General features: G+C 54.0%; 24 protein-coding genes. 21 read left to right on the top strand and 3 right to left on the bottom strand.

Features of this window, described 5'->3' with window-relative positions; genetic code table 11:
* Positions 1-16: 16 nt before the first annotated feature.
* Both KNP06_RS04770 and KNP06_RS04765 read left to right on the top strand, forming a co-directional pair.
* Positions 17-814, top strand: a complete 798-nt coding sequence (locus tag KNP06_RS04770; protein ID WP_214711093.1) for an ABC transporter ATP-binding protein — start codon at positions 17-19, stop codon at positions 812-814.
* Positions 804-1,574 (top strand): ABC transporter permease, encoded by a 771-nt coding sequence (locus KNP06_RS04765; RefSeq protein WP_214711094.1) that lies wholly within the window; start codon positions 804-806, stop codon positions 1,572-1,574. Before KNP06_RS04770 ends, KNP06_RS04765 begins: the two co-directional genes overlap by 11 nt.
* Positions 1,575-1,584: 10 nt before the next feature.
* Here the strand turns inward: KNP06_RS04765 and KNP06_RS04760 are convergent, their stop codons facing one another.
* Positions 1,585-1,983 (bottom strand): hypothetical protein, encoded by a 399-nt coding sequence (locus KNP06_RS04760; RefSeq protein ID WP_214711095.1) that lies wholly within the window; start codon positions 1,981-1,983, stop codon positions 1,585-1,587.
* Between the two features lie 118 nt (positions 1,984-2,101).
* Between KNP06_RS04760 and KNP06_RS04755 the strand changes: the two genes are divergently transcribed.
* Entirely contained in the window at positions 2,102-2,608 is a 507-nt protein-coding gene (locus KNP06_RS04755; RefSeq protein WP_138858767.1) for a DUF421 domain-containing protein, read from the top strand.
* Positions 2,609-2,631: 23 nt separating this feature from the next.
* Here KNP06_RS04755 and KNP06_RS04750 read toward each other — a convergent pair whose 3' ends face one another.
* On the bottom strand, positions 2,632-3,327 hold the full coding sequence (locus KNP06_RS04750) for a C40 family peptidase (RefSeq protein WP_214711096.1): 696 nt from the start codon (positions 3,325-3,327) through the stop codon (positions 2,632-2,634).
* 378 nt (positions 3,328-3,705) lie between these two features.
* Between KNP06_RS04750 and rho the strand changes: the two genes are divergently transcribed.
* The 10 genes from rho (at position 3,706) to KNP06_RS04700 (ending at position 11,927) form a co-directional block, all read left to right on the top strand.
* Entirely contained in the window at positions 3,706-5,046 is a 1,341-nt protein-coding gene (rho, locus tag KNP06_RS04745; RefSeq protein WP_021066108.1) for a transcription termination factor Rho, read from the top strand.
* A gap of 82 nt (positions 5,047-5,128) precedes the next feature.
* Positions 5,129-5,371 (top strand): type B 50S ribosomal protein L31, encoded by a 243-nt coding sequence (locus KNP06_RS04740; RefSeq protein WP_021066109.1) that lies wholly within the window; start codon positions 5,129-5,131, stop codon positions 5,369-5,371.
* Positions 5,372-5,470: 99 nt separating this feature from the next.
* Positions 5,471-6,694 (top strand): cation:proton antiporter, encoded by a 1,224-nt coding sequence (locus tag KNP06_RS04735; RefSeq protein WP_214711097.1) that lies wholly within the window; start codon positions 5,471-5,473, stop codon positions 6,692-6,694.
* A gap of 116 nt (positions 6,695-6,810) precedes the next feature.
* On the top strand, positions 6,811-7,422 hold the full coding sequence (locus tag KNP06_RS04730) for a thymidine kinase (RefSeq protein ID WP_021066110.1): 612 nt from the start codon (positions 6,811-6,813) through the stop codon (positions 7,420-7,422).
* A gap of 79 nt (positions 7,423-7,501) precedes the next feature.
* Positions 7,502-8,572, top strand: a complete 1,071-nt coding sequence (prfA, locus tag KNP06_RS04725; RefSeq protein WP_214711098.1) for a peptide chain release factor 1 — start codon at positions 7,502-7,504, stop codon at positions 8,570-8,572.
* Positions 8,572-9,444, top strand: coding sequence for a peptide chain release factor N(5)-glutamine methyltransferase (prmC, locus tag KNP06_RS04720; RefSeq protein WP_214711160.1), 873 nt, complete (start codon positions 8,572-8,574; stop codon positions 9,442-9,444). Before prfA ends, prmC begins: the two co-directional genes overlap by 1 nt.
* A complete protein-coding gene (locus KNP06_RS04715) occupies positions 9,410-10,420 on the top strand; it encodes an L-threonylcarbamoyladenylate synthase (RefSeq protein ID WP_034779243.1) in 1,011 nt (336 codons plus the stop codon). Before prmC ends, KNP06_RS04715 begins: the two co-directional genes overlap by 35 nt.
* A 22-nt stretch (positions 10,421-10,442) precedes the next feature.
* Entirely contained in the window at positions 10,443-10,943 is a 501-nt protein-coding gene (locus KNP06_RS04710; protein ID WP_034779240.1) for a low molecular weight protein arginine phosphatase, read from the top strand.
* A gap of 4 nt (positions 10,944-10,947) precedes the next feature.
* On the top strand, positions 10,948-11,388 hold the full coding sequence (gene rpiB / locus KNP06_RS04705; protein WP_021066115.1) for a ribose 5-phosphate isomerase B: 441 nt from the start codon (positions 10,948-10,950) through the stop codon (positions 11,386-11,388).
* Positions 11,385-11,927, top strand: coding sequence for a TIGR01440 family protein (locus KNP06_RS04700; protein WP_214711099.1), 543 nt, complete (start codon positions 11,385-11,387; stop codon positions 11,925-11,927). The genes rpiB and KNP06_RS04700 overlap by 4 nt, the downstream gene beginning before the upstream one ends.
* A 36-nt stretch (positions 11,928-11,963) precedes the next feature.
* Here KNP06_RS04700 and KNP06_RS04695 read toward each other — a convergent pair whose 3' ends face one another.
* Positions 11,964-12,749 (bottom strand): alpha/beta hydrolase, encoded by a 786-nt coding sequence (locus KNP06_RS04695; protein WP_214711100.1) that lies wholly within the window; start codon positions 12,747-12,749, stop codon positions 11,964-11,966.
* Positions 12,750-12,878: 129 nt separating this feature from the next.
* Here KNP06_RS04695 and glyA point away from each other — a divergent pair, with 129 nt between their 5' ends.
* From glyA to KNP06_RS04655, 8 genes are all read left to right on the top strand, one after another.
* Entirely contained in the window at positions 12,879-14,132 is a 1,254-nt protein-coding gene (gene glyA, locus KNP06_RS04690; RefSeq protein ID WP_138858774.1) for a serine hydroxymethyltransferase, read from the top strand.
* A 3-nt stretch (positions 14,133-14,135) separates the two neighbouring features.
* Positions 14,136-15,062: a hypothetical protein gene (locus tag KNP06_RS04685; RefSeq protein WP_214711101.1), complete on the top strand. Its 927-nt coding sequence runs from the start codon at positions 14,136-14,138 to the stop codon at positions 15,060-15,062.
* Positions 15,063-15,208: 146 nt separating this feature from the next.
* The gene (locus tag KNP06_RS04680; RefSeq protein ID WP_034779230.1) at positions 15,209-15,445 is read left to right on the top strand and encodes a hypothetical protein; all 237 of its coding nucleotides are present in this window, start codon (positions 15,209-15,211) and stop codon (positions 15,443-15,445) included.
* Between the two features lie 71 nt (positions 15,446-15,516).
* The gene (locus KNP06_RS04675) at positions 15,517-16,194 is read left to right on the top strand and encodes a response regulator transcription factor (RefSeq protein WP_114165163.1); all 678 of its coding nucleotides are present in this window, start codon (positions 15,517-15,519) and stop codon (positions 16,192-16,194) included.
* A 1-nt stretch (position 16,195) separates the two neighbouring features.
* Positions 16,196-17,434, top strand: a complete 1,239-nt coding sequence (locus tag KNP06_RS04670) for a sensor histidine kinase (RefSeq protein WP_214711102.1) — start codon at positions 16,196-16,198, stop codon at positions 17,432-17,434.
* Between the two features lie 116 nt (positions 17,435-17,550).
* Positions 17,551-18,279: a hypothetical protein gene (locus tag KNP06_RS04665; protein WP_251129663.1), complete on the top strand. Its 729-nt coding sequence runs from the start codon at positions 17,551-17,553 to the stop codon at positions 18,277-18,279.
* Between the two features lie 128 nt (positions 18,280-18,407).
* Positions 18,408-19,637, top strand: coding sequence for a hypothetical protein (locus KNP06_RS04660; RefSeq protein ID WP_214711104.1), 1,230 nt, complete (start codon positions 18,408-18,410; stop codon positions 19,635-19,637).
* Between the two features lie 361 nt (positions 19,638-19,998).
* Positions 19,999-21,252, top strand: a complete 1,254-nt coding sequence (locus tag KNP06_RS04655; protein ID WP_214787991.1) for a glycoside hydrolase family 191 protein — start codon at positions 19,999-20,001, stop codon at positions 21,250-21,252.
* Positions 21,253-21,391 lie beyond the last annotated feature (139 nt).

Raw genomic sequence — 21,391 nt, 5'->3', positions numbered from 1 at the left:
CAGGAGGTGTGTGAGGATGATTGAAGTGGAGTCACTCGTCAAGACGTTCGGAGATGTCCCTGCCGTCGATGGCATCTCGTTCTCGGTCCAGGAAGGGGAAATCTTCGCATTTTTAGGACCGAACGGGGCCGGGAAGTCGACGACCGTGCAAATGTTGACGACGCTCGTCCGGCCGACCGAAGGGAAGGCGCGGGTGAACGGATTCGATGTCGTCAAGCAAGAGAAAGACGTCCGGTTGTCCATCGGTGTCGCCCTGCAAGAGACCGGGATCGACAAAGTATTGACCGGGCGGGAACTGCTCGTCCTGCAAGGGCGATTGTTCAAGACGACCAAACAAGAGGCGGAGATGCGCGCCGAGGAACTGCTTCGTGTCGTCTCGCTCACCGAAGCGGCCGACCGGAGAAGCGGCACATATTCGGGCGGGATGCGGCGTCGGTTCGATTTAGCGCTCACGCTCGTCCATCGCCCGACCGTGTTGTTTTTAGATGAACCGACGACCGGGCTCGATCCGGCGAGCCGCATCGAGATTTGGAACGAGGTGAGACGGCTCAACGAAGAGTTCGGCACAACGATTTCTTTGACGACTCAGTACTTAGAAGAGACGGCCGCAGCCGCTGCGCTGTTCGGTCATACGGCGATCGGGCAACACGTGGCATTCGAGCTCGTCAATCGTACGCTGATGGAAGTCGTGCGCCAACTCGATGAACGGTCGCTTCAACCAGAACGTCTGATCGTGAAACAGCCGTCGCTCGATGACGTCTTTTTAAAAGTGACCGGGGAATCATACGAAGGTGGTGTGCCCGATGCGGACTGAGACATGGCTCTTCACGAAACGGAGTCTCGTCACGACGATTCGAAATCCGTTCTCGTTCATCCCGAACTTGATCATCTCTGTCTTCTTCTTACTGGTTTACACGAGCGGACTGTCGAGCGTCGCGTCGCTTCCTCAGTTTGAAGGGAGCGCTTATTTGAACTTCATCTTACCGGTCTCCATCGTCTCGGGGGCGGTCGGTGGGGCCGGTGGGACGGGACAAGCGCTCGTCCGGGATATCGAGAGCGGGTACTTCGCCCGGTTGCTCCTCACGCCAGCGACGCGGACGGCGATTGTGCTCGGACCGATGATTGCCGGCATGTTGCAACTGCTCGTTCAGACACTCCTCATTTTCGGCGTCGCGTTCTTGCTCGGCTTGTCGATTCCGATCGGTCTGCCTGGTTTCTTGTTCACGGTGTTGCTCGCCATCGGGTTCGGTCTTGGCTTTGCCGGGTATTCGGTCGGTGTCGCGCTGAAAACACGGAACGCTCAGGCCGCACAGGCCGGTCCGCTCTTATTCTTCCTGCTCATCTTCTTATCGACGACGTTCGTCCCGAAAGAGTTGATCGAGGCCGAGTGGCTCAAAGTGGCGGCGACGTTCAATCCGACGACGTATATTTTTGAAGGGATGCGTGCCGTCTTGACGCAACCGACGATCGATTGGAGCGCGTTATCGGCTGGACTCGCCGTCGCCGGGGCGATGAGCGTCATCATGGTCGTGTTCGCGGCGACGAATGCGCGCGGCGCCTTAAAACAAAAATGACGAGCAGGATTTAACCCCGCTCGTCCTGGTCGATCATAAACGTGACAATCAAAAAGAGAATGAAACTGATCAATGAGACAGTGCCCCCGATAATGAAATAGACGAGGGTGACGGTCTCATTCCATTGGAACGGGTTCATCGTATAGAGCCACATCCCGCTCGTCAATCCAATCGATCCGAGCACGGCCGTCCATCCGTGAATCGTCACGAGCAGTTGGTTTCGGACCGAATAGACACGATAGAACACGCCCCAAGCGAAGGCCGATAACCAACCGGCGAGCAAGATATGGGCGTGAATCGGGCGGAAGGCGTAACTGCCGGCCCCCGACATATGCGAACCGAGCGCCGTCCCGATGACGCCGAACAGAGCGGCGAGGCGAATCAAACGAAGACTCCAAATCTTTTCCATGGCGTAGAACAACTCCTTCAAGGTGATGGCTCCATCGTAGCGAATCCAGATGAACGGAAGATGAACAGGGATTGAATCGATGCGCTTCGTGGAACAGCAGTAGAGAAGGAGGGAGACGATGGACCAACTGCGAACGATGCTACAAATCATACTGACCGGGGTGGGGGCCTATTTGGCGATCATCCTCATCTTGCGAGTCTCCGGAAAGCGGACACTCGCCAAAATGAACGCCTTCGATTTTATCGTCACCGTGGCGCTCGGATCAATTTTGGCGACGACACTCACGAGTCGCCAGACGCCGCTGCTGAACGGACTGACCGCGTTTGCGACGCTCGTGTTCATGCAATACGTCATGGCCAAATTGGCGACCCGCTCGAAACGTGTGAATCAACTGATCAAGTCGACGCCGGCACTGCTTTACTATGACGGGACATATTTAGAGGAAACGATGCGTCGGGAACGGGTGCTCGAGATTGAAGTGTTGCAGGCGATTCGATCGAGCGGGACGGATTTCGATCAAGTCGAGGCTGTCGTCTTGGAGACGGATGGGACGTTCTCGGTGTTGACGAGCACGGATACGGTGTTACGAAACGTCCAGACGAAAAAAACGACTCGGTTCCGATGAACCGAGTCGTTTGATCGTTTAAATTAGAGGTACGTGCCTGCACCGACATAACGTGGTGCCCAGTAACCTGATGTGAAGCTCGCGTATTTAACGCCGCCTGTTTCAGAGTTGATCATTTGTGTTTTGCTGAGTGCCATTCCAACGTGTTGGATCGTGCGGCCGTTGTGTGAGAAGAACACGAGGTCGCCGGCTTGAATCGCTGACTTCGAAACTTTTTTCGAGTTTGCGTATTGCGAACGTGAATCACGTGGAATCGATTTGTTGATGGCTTTTTTGTAGACATGACCTGTGTAGCCTGAGCAGTCAAATCCTGAAGTTGTAGTTCCGCCGTAACGGTAAGGTGTACCAAGGTACTTCTTCGACTCGGCTACGAGTTTCGTGCGGGCGCTTGACGCAGAAGACGTTGTGACTTTAGTGGCAGTTGCAGTTGCTGCTTTCAAGTACGTGAAAGTCGATGAAGCTGAGATATAACGGTGAGTCCCTTTATAGTTGATTTTGTAGAACGAACCAACTTTACCGAGGTATGTATAGCGTTGGCCTTTGTTCATCGTTGTCGTGACTTTTGAATTGAGCGACGGTGCTGTACGGATGTTCAAGCCGTTCACTTTCGAGTAAGCGAATGTTCCGGTAGCGGCTTCTGCTTGTTCACCTGTTGTGAAAGCAAGACCCGAGAAAGCGAGAGTGGCAGCGACAATGATAGATGCGAAACGCTTTAACATAATGTATTTCCCTCCGTTTTTTAAAATAAAACCCTAAGTGGCTGTATATGATCGATGTGTGTAAACAATAGTCGAGCACAAGTTGCGGATATTACCCGGTTTCCTGTGCAAATAAACTATATCATGCGCAAGACCGATGGCATTTTTCAATCGCGAGACAAAAACGGTTTTCTTGTAACATATTTGAAACAATATGCGAGAATAGAGACTTGTTTGTTACATAGAAAGGGAAAAGACTGTTATGTTTTCAACAATAGGGGAATAGACTGTCATGAAGCCGTTTTTCAAACAGTGACGGCTCGACAGAATTGTGATTAGATGAATGAGGATTGAACGTTTATTTTTGAAATATAGAATCATGAAAGACAGGTGACTTGAATGAGTCAAACGACAGAACCCGCTAAAAACTATACGCTTCGAGAACTCGAGACGAAGACGTTAAAGGAATTATATGAAATCGCGAAAGAAGTGAACGTGCCGCAATACCGTGAAGCACGCAAGCGCGAGCTCATGTTTCGGATTTTAAAATCACAGGCCGAATCGAAAGATCTTTACTTCCTCGAAGGCATCCTTGAAATCATCCCGCCGAACCCGCAGTCCCAAAACGATGGCGGCTTCGGGTTCCTCCGACCAATCAACTATTCCCAATCGTCTGAAGACATCTACATCGCCGCCTCACAAATCCGCCGCTTCAATCTTCGTAACGGCGACCTTGTGACGGGAAAAGTCCGGAAGCCAAAAGAGAACGAGCGCTTCCAAGGACTGCTCAGTGTCGAAGCGGTCAACGGTGAGACGACCGACTCGACTCGGAATCGGGATTACTTCCCGGCGCTCACGCCGATTTACCCGGAACAGCAGATGGTGCTCGAGACAGAGCCGAATCACTTGTCGGTCCGCGTCATGGACATGATCGCGCCTGTCGGATTTGGACAGCGTGGGTTGATTGTCGCCCCGCCGAAAGCCGGGAAGACATCGCTTTTAAAAGAGATCGCCAACTCGATCACGACGAACCATCCGAACGTCGAGTTGATCATTCTCTTGATTGACGAGCGGCCAGAAGAAGTGACGGACATCCAGCGCTCGGTGCCGGGCGCAGACGTCGCCTACTCGACGTTTGATGAGACACCGGAGAACCACGCCCGGATTTCAGAGCTCGTCTTAGAGCGGGCGATGCGTCTCGTGGAACACAAGAAGGATGTCGTCATTCTGCTCGACTCGATCACGCGTCTGACACGAGCGTATAACTTGTCTGTCCCACCGAGCGGGCGGACGCTCTCCGGCGGAATCGACCCGGCCGCGTTCCATAAACCGAAGAAGTTCTTCGGGGCGGCCCGTAACATCGAGGACGGCGGCAGTTTGACGATCCTCGGTACGGCGCTCGTTGACACAGGGTCACGCATGGACGACGTCATCTATGAAGAGTTCAAAGGGACGGGCAACATGGAGCTCCATCTCGACCGGAAGCTCGCGGAACGCCGAATCTTCCCGGCCATCGACATCCGTCGTTCGGGAACGCGCAAGGAAGAATTGCTGCTCGGCAAAGGCGAGCTCGACTCGCTTTGGACGATTCGACGGACGATGAACGAATCGCCAGATTTCGTCGATCAGTTCTTGCGGCGGGTCCGCGAAACGAAAACGAACCTCGACTTTTTTGCGGCGCTTGAGGCCGATAAGAAAAAGAGTCGACGCCCGGTGAAAAAAACGAAAACAGACTTGTAAATCCGTGAGCCGGGTGCTATTATATTCTAGTGAACTTTCTCTAGGTTGAAAGAATACTTAGGGCAGAAGGAGTTGAAAAGCAATGAAACAAGGAATCCACCCAGAATACCGTAAAGTCGTATTCATGGACTCGACGACTGAGTTCAAATTCATCTCTGGTTCGACTCGTTACTCTAACGAGACAATCACGATGGAAGATGGTAACGAATACCCACTCATCCGTGTCGATGTATCTTCTGACTCGCACCCGTTCTACACAGGTCGCCAGAAATTCGCATCTGCAGACGGTCGTATCGAGCGCTTCAACAAGAAGTACCAACGTTAATCGTCAACTTGTATGCACACCGCCTAGGGATTGCCCTTGGCGGTTTTTTGTTGTCTTCTGATGGGTAAAGAGACGAAAGACTGACGTGAGGGGGCTTTTATGGAATTCATACTGATTAGTATCAGTTTATTGATTGGCGTCGGTATTCTGTCACAATGGTTGGCCTGGCGCTATCAAATCCCGGCCATCATCGTCATGACGGTCGCCGGTGTACTGGCCGGGCCGATGCTCGGATTGTTCGACCCGCGAGAACTGCTCGGTGAACTGTATAGCCCGATCATTTCTTTTGCCGTCGCTATCATCTTGTTTGAAGGGAGCCTCGGCCTCCATTTCAGTGAAATCAATCAATTTCGCCGTTCCATCGTCCGCATCGTGACGATCGGGGTGACGCTGTCGTTCGTCGGGGCCTCACTGTTGATTCAATACGTCGGAGGTCTCCATTGGGTCGTCGCTTGGACGATGGGCGCACTTTTCGTCGTCACCGGTCCGACGGTCGTCATCCCGTTATTGCGCCAAGCGCATTTAAAGGGTCGGGTCGGTGCCATTTTGAAATGGGAAGGAATCATCGTTGACCCGGTCGGCGCCCTGCTCGGTTTGTTCGTCATCCGCATCGGTTATATCGTCTATGAAGGAATGGACTTGTGGATGCAACTCTTGTTCGCGGGCGCTTGCCTCGTCGGGATCGGTCTCGGTTACTTGTTCGGGCACGTGTTGATGGGCTGGTTTGTCGGTGAGAAAATCCCTCGCTATCTCCGGGCCTCGGTCACGTTGACGGCCGTCTTGATCTTGTTCTCATTGAGTGAATTCATGATGCACGAAGTCGGTCTGCTCGCCGTGACGGCGATGGGAATGACGATGGCGAACACGAAACATCGGGATGAGGAGATCATCGAGGAGTTGCAATCATTTAAAGAGGACATCTCGATCTTGCTCATCTCGTCGGTGTTCATCCTGCTGACGGCGTCGTTATCACGCGATGAACTGCTCAACATCTTCCAATGGCCGCTTCTTTTGACGATTGCCGGCATTTTGTTTCTCGTTCGTCCGCTCGCAATTTATGGATCGACAATCGGCGTCGGGCTTCCGCTCAGCGAACGTGGTTTCATCGGATGGATTGCACCTCGTGGCATCGTCGCCATGACAGTCGCCGGTTTCTTCGCAGAAGAAGTGGCGCATCTCGGGATTGACGACGCGTCGCAAATGCTACCGCTCACGATTGGACTGGTCTTTATTTCTGTGACACTACACGGGCTGACGATTCGACCGCTCGCTCGAAAACTGCATTTGATCGATAATAAACAAGAAGAAGCGGCAGACGAATGAAGCGAAATCGGGACGGGAGCATGCCGTTCCGATTTTTGTCAGAAGTCAACCCTTTTCCTGTGACCGAAAGATGGTTATAATCGGAAAGCGATTAACGAAGGAGAGGGCGAAGTAGAATGATGCATGTGACGAACCGTTACGGTTGGATAGAAGTGATTTGTGGGAGTATGTTTTCTGGGAAATCGGAGGAACTGATCCGCCGTGTCCGTCGGGCGCATTACGGGAAAATCCCTGTCCAAGTGTTCAAACCGGCGATTGACGACCGTTACCATGAGGAAAACGTCGTTTCCCACAGCGGCAATTCGGTCGTGGCCGTACCGATTCAATCGAGTCAAGATTTGTACGATGCGGTGCGCGAAGAGACGCAAGTCATCGCCATCGACGAGGTTCAGTTCTTCGACGAAGGGATCGTCGATGTGATTGAGCAATTGGCGTCAGAAGACAAACGTGTCATCTGCGCTGGACTCGACATGGACTTCCGAGGCGAGCCGTTCACAATGATGCCGGAACTGTTGTCACGTGCCGAATTCGTCACGAAACTGCAGGCGATCTGTCTGTCATGCGGGGCGCCGGCGTCCCGGACGCAACGATTGATTGACGGGGAACCGGCCCGTTTCGAGGATCCGGTCATCTTGGTCGGTGCCTCGGAGTCGTATGAGCCGCGTTGCCGCCATTGTCATGACGTCCCGAATAAACCACGCCCAGTCCGCCATACAGTGGCCGACTGACGTCCACGGACCGCCCTCGGCGGTTCGTTTTTTGCTATAATGAAGACAGTTCGATTTGACGGAGAAAGGACGGATCATCATGTTTGACCGTTTGAGCGTATTAGAAGAACGCTATATGCAATTAAATGAGATGCTCGCTGACCCTGAAGTGCTCAGCGATGCGAATAAATTACGACAATATTCAAAAGAACAGTCCCAACTCGAGGAGACGGTACAGGTATATCGCCACTATAAAGAAACGAGCACGGCGTATAAAGAAGCGAAACTCATGCTTGAAGACCGCACACTCGATGCCGACATGCGGGAGCTCGCCAAAGAAGAGATGGCGCTCCTCGAGCCGGAAGTGAAGGCGCTCGAGGCGAAACTTCGCGTCTTGCTGTTGCCGAAAGACCCGAACGACGACAAGAACGTCATCGTCGAGATTCGCGGAGCGGCCGGTGGGGACGAAGCGGCACTGTTCGCAGTCGACTTGTACAAGATGTACACGCGTTTCGCCGAGCGGCAGAACTGGAAGACCGAATTGATCGACGCCAACTATACAGAACTCGGCGGCTTCAAAGAAGTGACGTTCCTAATCAACGGGACCGGCGCCTACTCGAAATTGAAGTTCGAGAATGGGGCGCATCGGGTTCAACGCGTCCCATCGACCGAGTCGGGTGGACGCATCCATACATCGACGGCGACCGTCGCGGTATTGCCGGAAGCCGAGGACGTCGAAGTGCATATCGATATGAAAGACGTCCGTGTCGACACGTTCACATCGTCAGGACCAGGGGGCCAGTCGGTCAACACGACCCAATCGGCCGTGCGGTTGACGCACATTCCCTCGGGACTCGTCGTCTCATGTCAGGATGAGAAGTCGCAACATAAGAATAAAGACAAAGCACTCAAAGTGCTCCGGGCTCGGCTCTATGACAAGATGCAGAGCGAACACCTCGAAGAACTGTCAGCGCAGCGCAAGTCTGCCGTCGGGACAGGGGATCGCTCGGAGCGGATTCGGACGTATAACTTCCCACAGAGCCGCGTGACCGATCACCGCATCGGACTCACGCTTCAAAAGCTCGACCGCGTCCTCGCTGGGGAACTCGAGGATATCATCGACGCCCTCGTCATGGACGAACAGGCCCGTCTCATGGAGGACGTGGATTGATGCGAATCGCTGCGAGATTGAAGCAAGCGGAGCGGGAACTTCTTGACGCGGGGCGCGATGCCTCGACCGCGGCGTGGTGGCTCATGCACGTCCTTGACGTCGATCGGACGGGACTGCTCATCCGTTTATCCGACGAATTGACAGATGATGAAGAATCTGAATTCCGAACAGGATTCGAGCGCCTGCTCGCAGGCGAGCCGGTCCAGCATTTGATTGGGCACGCCCCGTTTTACGGGCGGATGTTCGAGGTCAATCGAGACGTCTTGATTCCGCGTCCGGAAACGGAAGAGTTGATCGAATGGGTCGTTGAGCACGTGACCGACGTGGCCGATGATGACATCGTCGATATCGGGACCGGTAGCGGGGCAATCGCCATCACGCTCAGTCTCGAACTCGGTGTCCGCGTCCAGACGGTCGATATTTCCCGGGAAGCGATTGCTGTCGCCAAGCGGAACGCAACAGCGCTCGGGGCGGACGTGTCCTTCCATGAAGGAGATTGCCTCGCTCCGATTGCCGACGACTCGATTCGTGTGCTCGTCTCGAATCCGCCCTATATCGAGGCGGACGAACTGCTCGATGAGACGGTCGCAGGCTATGAGCCGCACCTCGCCTTGTTCGGAGGAGCAGACGGGCTCGATTTTTATCGGAAGATTATCGCCGACTCGATGCGCGTCTTGTGTGCCGATTGGCAATTGATTGCATTTGAAATCGGGTATAATCAAGGACAAGTTGTGAAATCGTACCTGTCCGAACGTTATCCTGAAGCAGAAACGGGTATTTTAAAAGATATAAACGGCAAAGACCGAATCGTCTACGCCGTGAGGGAAGGGATTGCGCATGGAAACGAAATGGATCAAGCCGACAGAAGTTGAGGAAGGGGTACGTCTCTTGCAGGCGGGCGAGGTGATCGCCATGCCGACGGAGACCGTCTACGGACTCGCCGGAGATGCGACGAACGACGTCGCCATCAAAAAGATTTTCGAGGCGAAAGGAAGACCGTCGGACAACCCGCTCATCGTCCACGTGGCCTCGGTCGAACAGGCCGAGCATTTCGCGCAAACCATCCCGCCGGTCGCCAGACGCTTGATGGAAGCGTTTTGGCCTGGTGCCTTGACCATCATCTTACCGTCGAACGGCCGAGCGTCTTCGTTCGTGACGGCTGGTCTTGATTCGATTGGACTCAGAATGCCGAATCATCCGGCCGCGCTAGAATTGATCCGTACGTCCGGTCTTGGACTGGCGGCACCGAGCGCGAACCGTTCTGGACGTCCATCACCGACGTCAGCCCGGCACGTGGCAGATGATTTGACTGGCCGAATCGCGGGTATTATGGATGGGGGACCGACAGGCATCGGTGTCGAATCGACCGTGATCGACTGCACGACGGAGCCGGCGACGATTTTACGTCCGGGCGGCGTGACGAAAGAAGCGATTGAGGCGGTCATCGGCCCGGTCATTCTCGATGCCAACTTGAGCGATGAAGCAGCTGCGCCACGATCACCAGGAATGAAGTACACCCATTACGCCCCGAGCGCCCCTCTTTATTTAGTCGAAGGAGGACGCGATGACCTCGTCCGTGTCATCACGACACGACAGGCGACGGGCAAGCGAGTTGGCGCACTCGTATTCGATGAAGCGACGACCCCGGCGGACGTCACCCTCTCCCTCGGTATTTCGATGGAGACGGCGGCCCAGCGTTTGTATGAGGCGTTGCGAAAGTTTGATGAGACGGATGTAGAAGAGATTTACGTGAATCGGATTGAACCGACGGGAGTCGCTCTTGCCGTATATAACCGCCTCTACAAGGCGGCAGGCGGTAAAGTCATCCGTCCACAGGAAGAGGCTTAAGGACATAGAGGAGGATCACGCGATGTCAATGAAACGCGTATTATTCATATGTAGTGGGAACACATGCCGAAGCCCAATGGCGATGGCCCTGCTCCGCTCGAAAGTCACGGGGGACGAGTTCGATATTCGTTCGGCCGGGCTGCGGACGATGCAAGGGTTCGACGCCTCAGAAAATGCACTCCAAGTGTTGCGTGAGCGAGGAATCGAGCTCGATCACGTGACCCAGACATTCGACGACGTCCTCGGACGTTGGGCGGACGTCATCTTGACGATGACACGGGCGCATCGTGAACAGATTCGAGACACGTACCCGGACTTGGCCGACCGCACGTTCACGTTATACGAGTTCGTCACCGGACTCGAGCGCGACATCAATGACCCGTTCGGAGGGTCGATGAACGTCTACCGCCAAGTCCGAAACGAACTCGAACCACTCGTGAATCGACTTGTGCTAAAATTGACGAATGACGGGTCAAAGGTGACAAAACCACCGAGACGCCTACCAAAGAAGACGGGGGAATGAACGAATGAAAATCGCAATTGGCGCCGATCATGGCGGATTTAACTTGAAAAAAGACATCATCGGACTATTGGAAGAGCTTGGTCACGAGTATAAGGACTTCGGCACACACTCGGCCGAGTCAATCGATTATCCAGACGTGGCGATTCCGGTCGCTGAAGCCGTTGCGGCTGGTGAGTTCGACCGTGGCATCTTGATTTGCGGGACAGGGATCGGCATCGGCATTGCCGCCAACAAAGTGAAAGGCATCCGGGCGGCACTCGTCCATGACTCGTTCAGCGCGAAAGCGACACGTCAACACAACGACTCGAACATCATGACGATGGGCGAGCGCGTCATCGGACCGGGTCTTGCACTCGATTTAGTGGCGACATGGCTCGATACAGATTTCGAGGGCGGACGCCACTCGAACCGTGTCGATAAGATGAGCGCTTACGAAACGAAGTGACAGCGATGAAGGCGGAACTTTTGAACTTATTGACGGAATTGCACGAACGGTTTCCGTTAGATGAGGACAAGATTCTCGTCATCGGTTGTTCGACGAGCGAGGTCGTCGGTAAGACGATTGGGAAAGCGGGCTCGATTGATGTGGCGTCGGACTTCATCGAAGCGTTTCTGACGTTTCGCGACAAGACCGGCGTCCATCTCGCCTTTCAAGGCTGTGAACATATTAATCGGGCGCTCACGGTCGAACGACGGACGCAGAAACAGTTCGGTTTGACAGAAGTGACGGTCGTCCCTGTGCGCGCAGCGGGCGGGGCGATGGCGGAGAAAGCGTACGAAAGCTTCGATACGCCTTGCGTCGTCGAATCGATTCAAGCGGATGCAGGGATCGATATCGGGTCGACGCTGATCGGTATGCATTTGAAGCCGGTCGCGATCCCGGTCCGCTTATCAGCGAAGCAGCTCGGTGAGGCGTATGTCACGTTCGCCGTCACGCGGCCGAAACTGATTGGCGGCCCCCGGGCCCACTATCCAGCGAAATAAACGAAAGCCGGTCGCGAGGACCGGCTTTTTTTTGCGTTATAACTCTTCACTGAACAAGTAGGAAAGGACCATCGGGAACCGTTCACGCCAAGCGAGCTCGTTATGCACGCCTTCCTCGATGATCTCGAAACGGATATGGTCGACTTTGTCGCGGAGGAGCGCATAGACGCGTTCGCTCGACTCGAGATACATTTCGTTCGTCGGACCGTCCGCTGACGGTTGTTCGACTTCTTTCCGACCGACGTCCATATATAGACGTTCGACACCGCTCAAATCGCTCGACTCGATTAACTGTTCAAGCTCGGTCTGGTTGAACCAGAACGCCGATGATAGCGAGGCGACGCGTTTGAAGATGTCGGGATAGACACATGCGGCGTAAATCGAGATCAAGCCGCCCATCGAACTGCCCATCATCGCCGTCTCGTCCGGATTCGTCCGATAGTTCGCATCGATCATCGGTTTTAACTCTTGGGCGATATATTCGATGTAGGCCGACCCTTGGCCGCCGAGTGTCACGTCTTGACCGAGCAGGCTCTCACCGATGTATGGGTTTTCCCACGGTCCGTATTCGTCGAGTCGCATCTCGCCCGGGGCACTGTCGATGCCGACGATGATCAAGTCGCGTTTCGAGGCGTCCACATACTCGCCGGCGCGCCAACTCATCTTATAGCTCGCGTCCTCGTCGGCGAACACGTTCTGGCCGTCATGCATATAGAGCACAGGATAACGTTTGTCCGTCGTGTCGTAATCCGCAGGTGTATAAATCCGAACCGTCCGCTCGCGTTCAAACGGGGTAATCGTAATCTGTTTTGTCTCAATCATAAACATCCTCCTCTGATCGTCTTCTTCATTATGATACCCAACTTGACCTCTGATTAGACGATACCCAAAATAAGAAGCATATGTTACGATGGGGGTGTTGATTTTTAGACATTCAGAGGGGGTTTCAACATGGTAAACACGACGAAGTTGAAAGTACAGGATGCGGAATTGTTTGAAGCGATGCAACACGAGCTCGGTCGCCAACGCGAGAACATCGAACTCATTGCCTCGGAGAATTTTGTCTCAGAAGCAGTCATGGAAGCGCAAGGAGGCGTGCTCACGAACAAGTACGCGGAAGGTTATCCAGGCCGCCGCTACTACGGTGGTTGTGAGTTCGTCGACGTGGCCGAGAACTTGGCCCGCGACCGTGCGAAAGAGCTGTTCGGTGCAGAACATGCCAACGTGCAGCCGCATTCGGGTGCCCAAGCGAACATGGCCGTTTACTTTACAGTACTTGAAGCCGGTGACACGGTGCTCGGCATGAACTTGTCGCACGGTGGCCATTTGACGCACGGAAGTCCGGTCAACTTCTCAGGCGTTCAATACAATTTCGTCGAATACGGTGTGGACAAAGAGACAGAACACATCGATTATGACGTTGTCGCAGCCCTCGCGAAAGAACATAAACCAAAACTCATCGTCGCTGGTGCCTCGGCGTACCCGCGGACAATCGACTTCGCTAAGTTCCGTGAGATCGCCGATAGCGTCGATGCTTACCTCATGGTCGACATGGCGCATATCGCCGGTCTCGTCGCGGCCGGGCTTCATCCGAACCCGGTCGAGCACGCGCACTTCGTGACGACGACGACACACAAGACGCTCCGCGGTCCACGCGGCGGCATGATCCTCTGTAAAGAGGAGTTCGCCAAGGCGATCGACAAGTCGATCTTCCCAGGGATTCAAGGCGGTCCGCTCATGCACGTCATCGCTGCGAAGGCAGTGGCGTTCGGAGAAGCGCTTCAACCTGAGTTCAAAGATTATCAGGCACAAGTCATCAAGAACGCACAAGTGCTCGCGCAAGGATTAGAAGAAGAGGGACTCCGTATCGTATCGGGCGGCACGGATAACCACCTTCTCCTCGTCGACCTCCGTGGCATCGATATCACCGGGAAAGCGGCCGAGCATGCGCTCGACGCGGCCGGCATCACCGTCAACAAGAACACGATCCCATTCGATCCGGCCTCACCGTTCGTGACGAGCGGGATTCGAGTCGGGACGGCCGCGATGACGACACGCGGATTGAAAGAAGACGATATGCGTGAAGTCGCTCGTTTGATTGGACGCGTCTTGACGAACCATGAAGATGAGGCGGTGCTCACCGAAGCGCATGAAGCCGTGCGCGCGTTGACGGCGAAGTTCCCGCTCTATCCTGAACGAGGCTGACGAATGGACGTACGGACACTCGCAGATCGGGAACTCGCGGAACTACCGCTCATCGATATGACCGAATGGCTCGTCCGAAAAGGCGAGCACGACCCGACGTTTCGCCTCGTCGCGAACGAGTTCGAGGTCGTCACGACGCTGCTCGATCATGGCTATTATATCGAGGCAAGTGAACGGATCGTACCGCTTCTCGGGATGAAAGTGCCGGCGGCGTTTCATCGGCTCGGGCTCGCACTCGAAGTGAAGGCGAACGGAAAGAAGGCGGCCAAGCGCCGCTTTCGTTCGTTCTCCCCGGCCGTCATCGGTCATGCGGACTTGTCGGATTGGAAGAACGCGTTCAAGTGGGACAAGACATGGCTCGGCCTGCCGCTCGTCGTCGGACTCGGGCTGGTCGCGCTCGCCTTTTGGCCGGACCAGGCGCCACCCCCAGTGACGCCGTCCGCTTCCGACGAGCGGGTCGTGACGGTGACGGAAGAAGAGGCACTCGCGAAACGGTTAGAAGAACTCGAGAAAGAAGTCGCCCGGCTTGAAGAAGCGAACGAGGCGCTCCAAACCGAGGACGAGACGACCGAGTCACCTGAGGCACCGACCGTCATCCCGCTCGCTAAAGTCGAGACACTCGTCTCGGACAAACGATACGAGGAAGCCGATGCGCTCCTCGTCGGCAAGGCGAAAGCCGGTCAAGAACAGGCGGTCGGATTTTATCGCTTGCTCGTCGACAACAAGCTCGGTGAAGCGGAGATCCAAGACTATGCCGCCTATGTCGAGACGTATCCCGAATCAGGGTATAAAGCGGACGTCTTATGGATGAAAGGCATCGCCGAGAAGAAGGCCGGGGACGACATGTACCGGACGACGCTCGCCGAGGTCGCTGCCATGGATGGAACGTATTGGGCGCCGATTGCCAAATCGGTGCTCGAGGAAGAATGAGGTCGCAGCGTGCTGTGGCCTCTTTTTCTCATCAAATTCTAATCTGTTTCACCGCTCTTTCTCAGTTCGCTCCCGTACAGTAAAGAAAGAAAATAGACAAGGGAGAGGGATTTATGCGCTCAACTAGCAGAGGAAAGATTGGAAGAATGATTCGAAGAGTGGCCGTCGGTGCGCTCGCATTGACACTCATGGCGGCAGGGGTCGCCGGGTTCCTATTATTCACCTTGACCGGCAACGCGTGGCTCGACCAAATCGCTCAAGTCGGGACTGATTTGGCGTTTCAGGCGGAAGGGATTGAAACGACGTTTGACCGGATGGGCGATTCACTCGAATTGCGTATCGAACAAGCGATTCCAGAAGCAGTTCGTCCGTTTTTTGACTGAGGAATCCGGGAACATTTAGAATGATGCGTCGGGCGGACTGCTCGGCGCTTTTTTGAGAAAGGATGAATGCCATGCCTACGATTCTCGTCGTCGAAGACGATGCTAAAATTGCCAGACTGCTCGAACTTGAACTTATGCATGCCGGTTATCAAGTCGAGGTCGCTCATGACGGGCGGGCCGGGCTCGACTTGGCGCTCGCCGGTGGGATTGACCTCATGTTGCTCGATGTCATGCTGCCGCAGATGAGCGGTCTCGAAGTCGTGCGCCGCGTCAAAGAAGAGCAGCCGCTTCTCCCGGTATTGATGGTGACGGCACGCGGGGACCGTTACGACAAAGTGAGCGGGCTCGACCTCGGGGCCGACGATTACATCACGAAGCCGTTCGAGATGGAAGAGTTGCTCGCGCGGATTCGGGCATTCTTACGGATGCGGCAACACGTCCACGTCGATACGAGCGAACGGGTCTTATCGTATGAAGGGCTGACCGTCGACGTCAATCGCCATGAAGTGATGTGCGAAGGGCAAAAAGTCGACTTGACCCGGAGAGAGTTCGATTTGCTCGTCTATCTGCTCGAACATCCCGAACGCGTGCTCACACGCGACCAACTCGTCGAACACGTCTGGGGCTTCGATTATTATGGGGACACGAACGTCGTCGATGTGTACGTCCGCTATGTCCGGAAGAAACTCGGTGGTTCCTGGATTCAGACGGTCCGAGGCGTCGGCTATATGTTGAAGCGTGGTGAATAAGATGAAGCTACGGACGAAAATCGCTTTGGCGATGGCGGGGTTCATGTTGTTCCTCCTGATCACCTCGTTCGGTGTCGCCTGGCTCGTCTCGCGTCAACAGATCGTCGACGCCCGCTATGACGTCTTGCGCCAGGCACTCAGCTTGCTCGAGGAGGACGAGCGGAATCGCCAGGCCGTCTTGTCGTTACACGAGGACAGTGTCGTGCTCGAACGGCAAGCGAACGGTGACTGGGGCATCATCGGCGGAGAGGCCGAGGAAGGATTGCGGTTTCCCGTCAATTTCGGCGAGCCGGCCCTCATCGACGACTGGTTCGTCATCGCGACGTCGAATGGGCTCGGCTACGCGTTTCAAGACGCGGCGGTGAGTGAGACGCTGCGGACGCTCGCGACCATTTTTCTCATCATCTTTTTGATCGCCGTGGCGATGACGTTCATCGGCAGCCTGTGGATCGTGCGCCAGGGACTCGACCCGCTCCGCCGGCTCGAGACGACGATGGAACGGATCACGGAATCGGGAACCCTTGAGACCATCGATGTCGGGACGAGCCAAGACGAAGTGTCGACACTTGCGACTGGCTTCAATCAAATGATTGGCCGGGTCGAAGGATCGATGGAGCAACAACGGCGTTTCGTCGCCGATGTTTCACATGAACTGAAGACGCCGCTCACGGTCATCGAAGGGTACGCCAAACTGCTCCGGCGCTGGGGACAAAGCGACCCGGCCGTCCGTGACGAGGCGATCGACCATATTTTGACCGAATCCCGGCAAATGCGCGAAGACTTGATTGAACCGATGCTTGAACTGAGCCGCTTCTCCTCACTTGAAGAAATCGAGGCTGAAGCGATTGAATTAGCCGAGCTCGCCGACCAATTGACCGAGCGGTTCGAGCGTTCGCATGGCGTCCGGGTTCCAATCGAGGCGACAGGAACGTGGTACGGGCACCGTGATTCGCTGCAACGGCTCGTCGTCATCTTCATCGACAACAGCTTGAAGTACGCGACTGACACGCACGTGACGATGACACCGAATCGAATTGAAGTGCGTGACCATGGGACGACGCTGAGCGATGACGCCAGGGCGCGTCTGTTCGACCGCTTTTATCGACTCGATGAGGCGCGGGACCGGAGCGGCAGCGGACTAGGGCTCGCCATCGCCAAGGAAGTGGCCGACATGAACGGTTGGTCGATCGGCAGTTATGCGAACGCGCCGGACGGCAGTATTTTCTTCGTCGCAAAATGACAAACCTTTCGCAGATTCTCATCGTTTTCTAATGGAATCCTCGTGGTGCTCTAAGGTCACCGTTCTATGATGAAGATGTAGAACAAGTTCACCACATGAAACGAGGAGGAAACATCATGAAACTAATCGGATGGATTTTAGGCGTCGGCTTGGCGGTCCTCGCCGTCGCAGGAATCGGGTTGTATGTTGCGAACGACAACACGGACACGGTCATCGTCCCACGGTCGGTCGACAGTGTGAACAGTGGGACGGATGATGCCGCAGATGACGCACAGGACGGTGCGAACAAGGAAGCGGCCGCGTCGACAGAAGGATCAGCATCGAGTGATACACCGGTCCGCTCGGTCGATGACGATGATTATAAATTGTATGGTACCCTCGTCAGCCTATCAGACCGTGACGTGACGATCAGTTTCAGCGGAAAGGAAGCGACGTATCCGCTCGCGGCCCGTCACGAGATTGACGATGATACGCCGAAAGCCGGAGACCGTGTCAAACTCGAGTTCAATCAAAACGAGGAAGTGAAGGAAGTCGACCGCGAGAGTGACGACTTTGACATCTACGGCACGTTCGTCAGCTTGTCGGACCGTGACGTGACCATCGAGCGTGACGGCAAGTCCGAGACGTTCAAACTCGCGAGCCGCTACGAGCTTGACGATGAGGCGCCAAAAGCCGGTGACCGCGTCAAACTCGAGTTGAACCTTCAACAGCAAGTGAAAGAGATTGAACGTGACGATGACCGGGATGACCAAGACGATCAAGATGATCAAAACGACAATCAAAATGATGACGACCAAGATGACGATCGGGACGATAATCAAGACGACGACCGAGATGACGACTAAAAAAGTGCCACGCAAGTGGCATTTTTTGTTTGTTCTTCTAACTATATAAGTAATTATTATTGTATGATAAAGTGAAAAAGAAAATTTTAGGTGATAGTACCCAAATAAATGTGAAAGGAGGGGGCGGAATGAAACACGTCTTATGGATGATGATCGGTGCCATCATCTTTTTAAGCGGATGTGGCGCAAACGAGACGAACGCGCTCAACTTGCGGTCATTGTCGACGTATGCGATTCACCAAAACCGAGACATCCCGTTGACGTCTGCGCTGAAGTCGCGATTATTAAACTACTGTGAGCAAAAACCGACGGACGTGTTGCCGATGCGGCGGGCTGAAGTGGCCTCCATTACATTCCGTCATCCTTTCTACGACGAATTAGGCAGCAAGACCGTCAAATATTGGCGGAGCGGGGAGTCTCACTACGTCTCGTGCTTGAACAGTGACGAGCAAAACGCACGGGTCTTCCGCACGGACAAGATCGCAGCGTTCGAGGCTGCCGTTACCGCGAATCCTGTTGAAATCGAAGTCGGAGATACGCTGTCGTTCATTCCTGAACCGAACGTCGAAAATGTGGTACAGTCCTTCTCGGTCAATAAGGCACACGAGACGATCATCCCAGAATCCGTCTTCCGGTATGAGACACCGGACCGGGGGGCGCTCCACGTCACGTACCAAGTCTTTCAGGATGGGGCAGCAAAAGGGCAAATGATTGAGCCCGGATTGTTCGTCTTTGAGAGCGGAAAGAACGAAGGGGTCGCCTTCTTGACTCAATTGGCCGACAATCGAATCACGTTACAGATGGGGAGGGAAGAAGCATGGGAACGTACCGTGCTACCGGCCGTCTTCACGGGCGAATATGTCGCCATCGACTCAACGGAAGCCGTTTTTGCATCAACTGCGAATGAGCGCAGGCTGCTGAAGCGGGTCGTCCTAGCGGATGTGCCCATCCGTGATTTCACTGAACGGGCATCGGTCGAGTTGTCGGAACGTTACGGAACCGTAATCGAGGTGTGGGGCACAGTGAAACGGCCGGGCGCCGGTGAATTGACGATCAAATCGGAGCAAAAAGATGCGATGCGTTTGGCGACATACGAGACGGAGACGAAAATCGCCCATCTTGGTGGACCGAGTACGAGCGAGCTATTTGAATTGTTGTCCCATGTAAAGCCGAGTAGTGGACAGCCGACCGGGGAACGATGCGGGACGCTCGCGCTCTATGAGCAGTTGACCGAACAACGGTTTGACGTCTGGATGGAGGAAGGGCAAGACACCCTTCAATTGATGGACGTCGAGACGGAACGAGTCTATTTGATTGATCGTCTCGAATTAGAGTCAACGCTAAATACTTACATATAATCGAATAACTTATCGTTTTACCCGTTTCATGACACTTTCATGTCGTGAAGCGGTTTTTTGTTGTCAAATTGACACTATGTTTTCGTGAAAAACTATCCTATAATTTTTTTTGCGAAGGTTCAACATTACATACACGAATCCGATACATCCATAAAACACACAGCACTAACCTTCTCGTCATTTGAATATAAGAAAAGGGGGAGCCACGAGACACAACTCCATTCAACCATCATCGTCCGTCACCACGTTTTGTCAGTCATCAGGAGAGGAATAGGTAGTGAAATTGAAAAAGTTAATTATGTCTCTAATGGTAGTGTTGTTAATTGTTAGTCTGAACATGTCCAAAACGGGGGCACAAACCATGAACCCACTCGACGGCGTGAAGAACTATCAAGTGTATTATGGTCATCCAACGGCAGCGATTTTGAAAGATATGCAAAACTATGACCTCGTCATCATTGAGCCACTCCATTACACGAAAGCGCAAGTGGAGCAAATCAAAGCACGCGGGACAAAAGTACTCGGATATATTAGCGTTATGGAAGTCGCGACATGGAACACAGGTCTCATGTCAAAACTTCAGTCAGGTGACTTCTTTACGCGTAACGGACAACGTGTCCATTACTCGGAATGGGATTCGTACTTGACGAACATCGCCTCACCGCACTTCCAAGGGTTGCTCCTCACGGAAATCCAGAACCAAGTCGTCGCCAAAGGCATCGATGGCGTGTTCATGGATACGGTCGGTGATATCGATAACGAACATTTGAACAATCCGACCGTGCTCAAGCAGCAACGGGACGGACTCGTCAACTTCTTGAAACAAGCTCGGGCGCGCTATGGTGATATCGCCATGGTTCAAAACTGGGGCTTCGACACGTTAGAAACGTCAACGGCACCTTACGTTGACGGCATCATGTGGGAGAGTTTCAACGCCGACACGATCAAGAGCGACGCTTGGTCACAAAACATGATTAAGAAATTACAAGCAGTCGACGCGAAGCATTCGGTCAAGACGCTCACGATTTCGACACGTCTTAGCGCGGACAGCCACAAGCTCGCCAAAGATTCTGGGTTCATCCATTTCCACGAAGCGGATGCTTACGTGAACTGGAACGCAGGTCTCGTGACGCGTACACAGGATACGGCGCCGGCACCGGTCGCAGTAGCACCGACGACGAAGCCAGCTGAAACGACAACGACGAAGCCAGCTGAAACGACAACGACGAAGCCAGCTGAAACGACAACGACGAAGCCAGCTGAAACGACAACGACGAAGCCAGCTACAACGACTGCAACGAAACCAGCTGCAACGACAACGACGAAGCCTGTAACAGAAACGGCGACAAAGCCTGTCACAAAGCCAGTCTCAGCTCCGAAAGCAGATGCCTCGACGGACAAACCGACCGAGTCGAAACAAAAAGAAAAAGCTGACTGGAAGCAAGAGAAGAAAGACAAAAAAGAGAAGAAGAAGGCGAAAAAGCATGCCAAAAAATATGCTAAAAAGCATGCCGGCAAGCACAGCTCGTCTAACGACCATCACGCCGCCAAAGGAAACATGTGCGGAAAAGTGAAACACAAGACGGCCGGTTTCTTAAATTTCTTCAAATTCTAAACCATGTGTCACCTGAACCCCGAGGGATTGATTTCGTTCCTTCGGGTTTCGTCTGACCTCTTAAAAAACAGAAGTTGACCCTACCTTTCTCAGAAAAGTTAGGGTACAATGCTCAAGAGAGATTGAGAGAGGAGTGAAG

The organism is Exiguobacterium sp. s21 (genome assembly GCF_018617975.1).
In the GTDB taxonomy this organism is placed as follows: Bacteria; Bacillota; Bacilli; order Exiguobacteriales; family Exiguobacteriaceae; genus Exiguobacterium; species Exiguobacterium mexicanum_A.
This window is presented reverse-complemented; position numbering and strand designations above follow the sequence as displayed.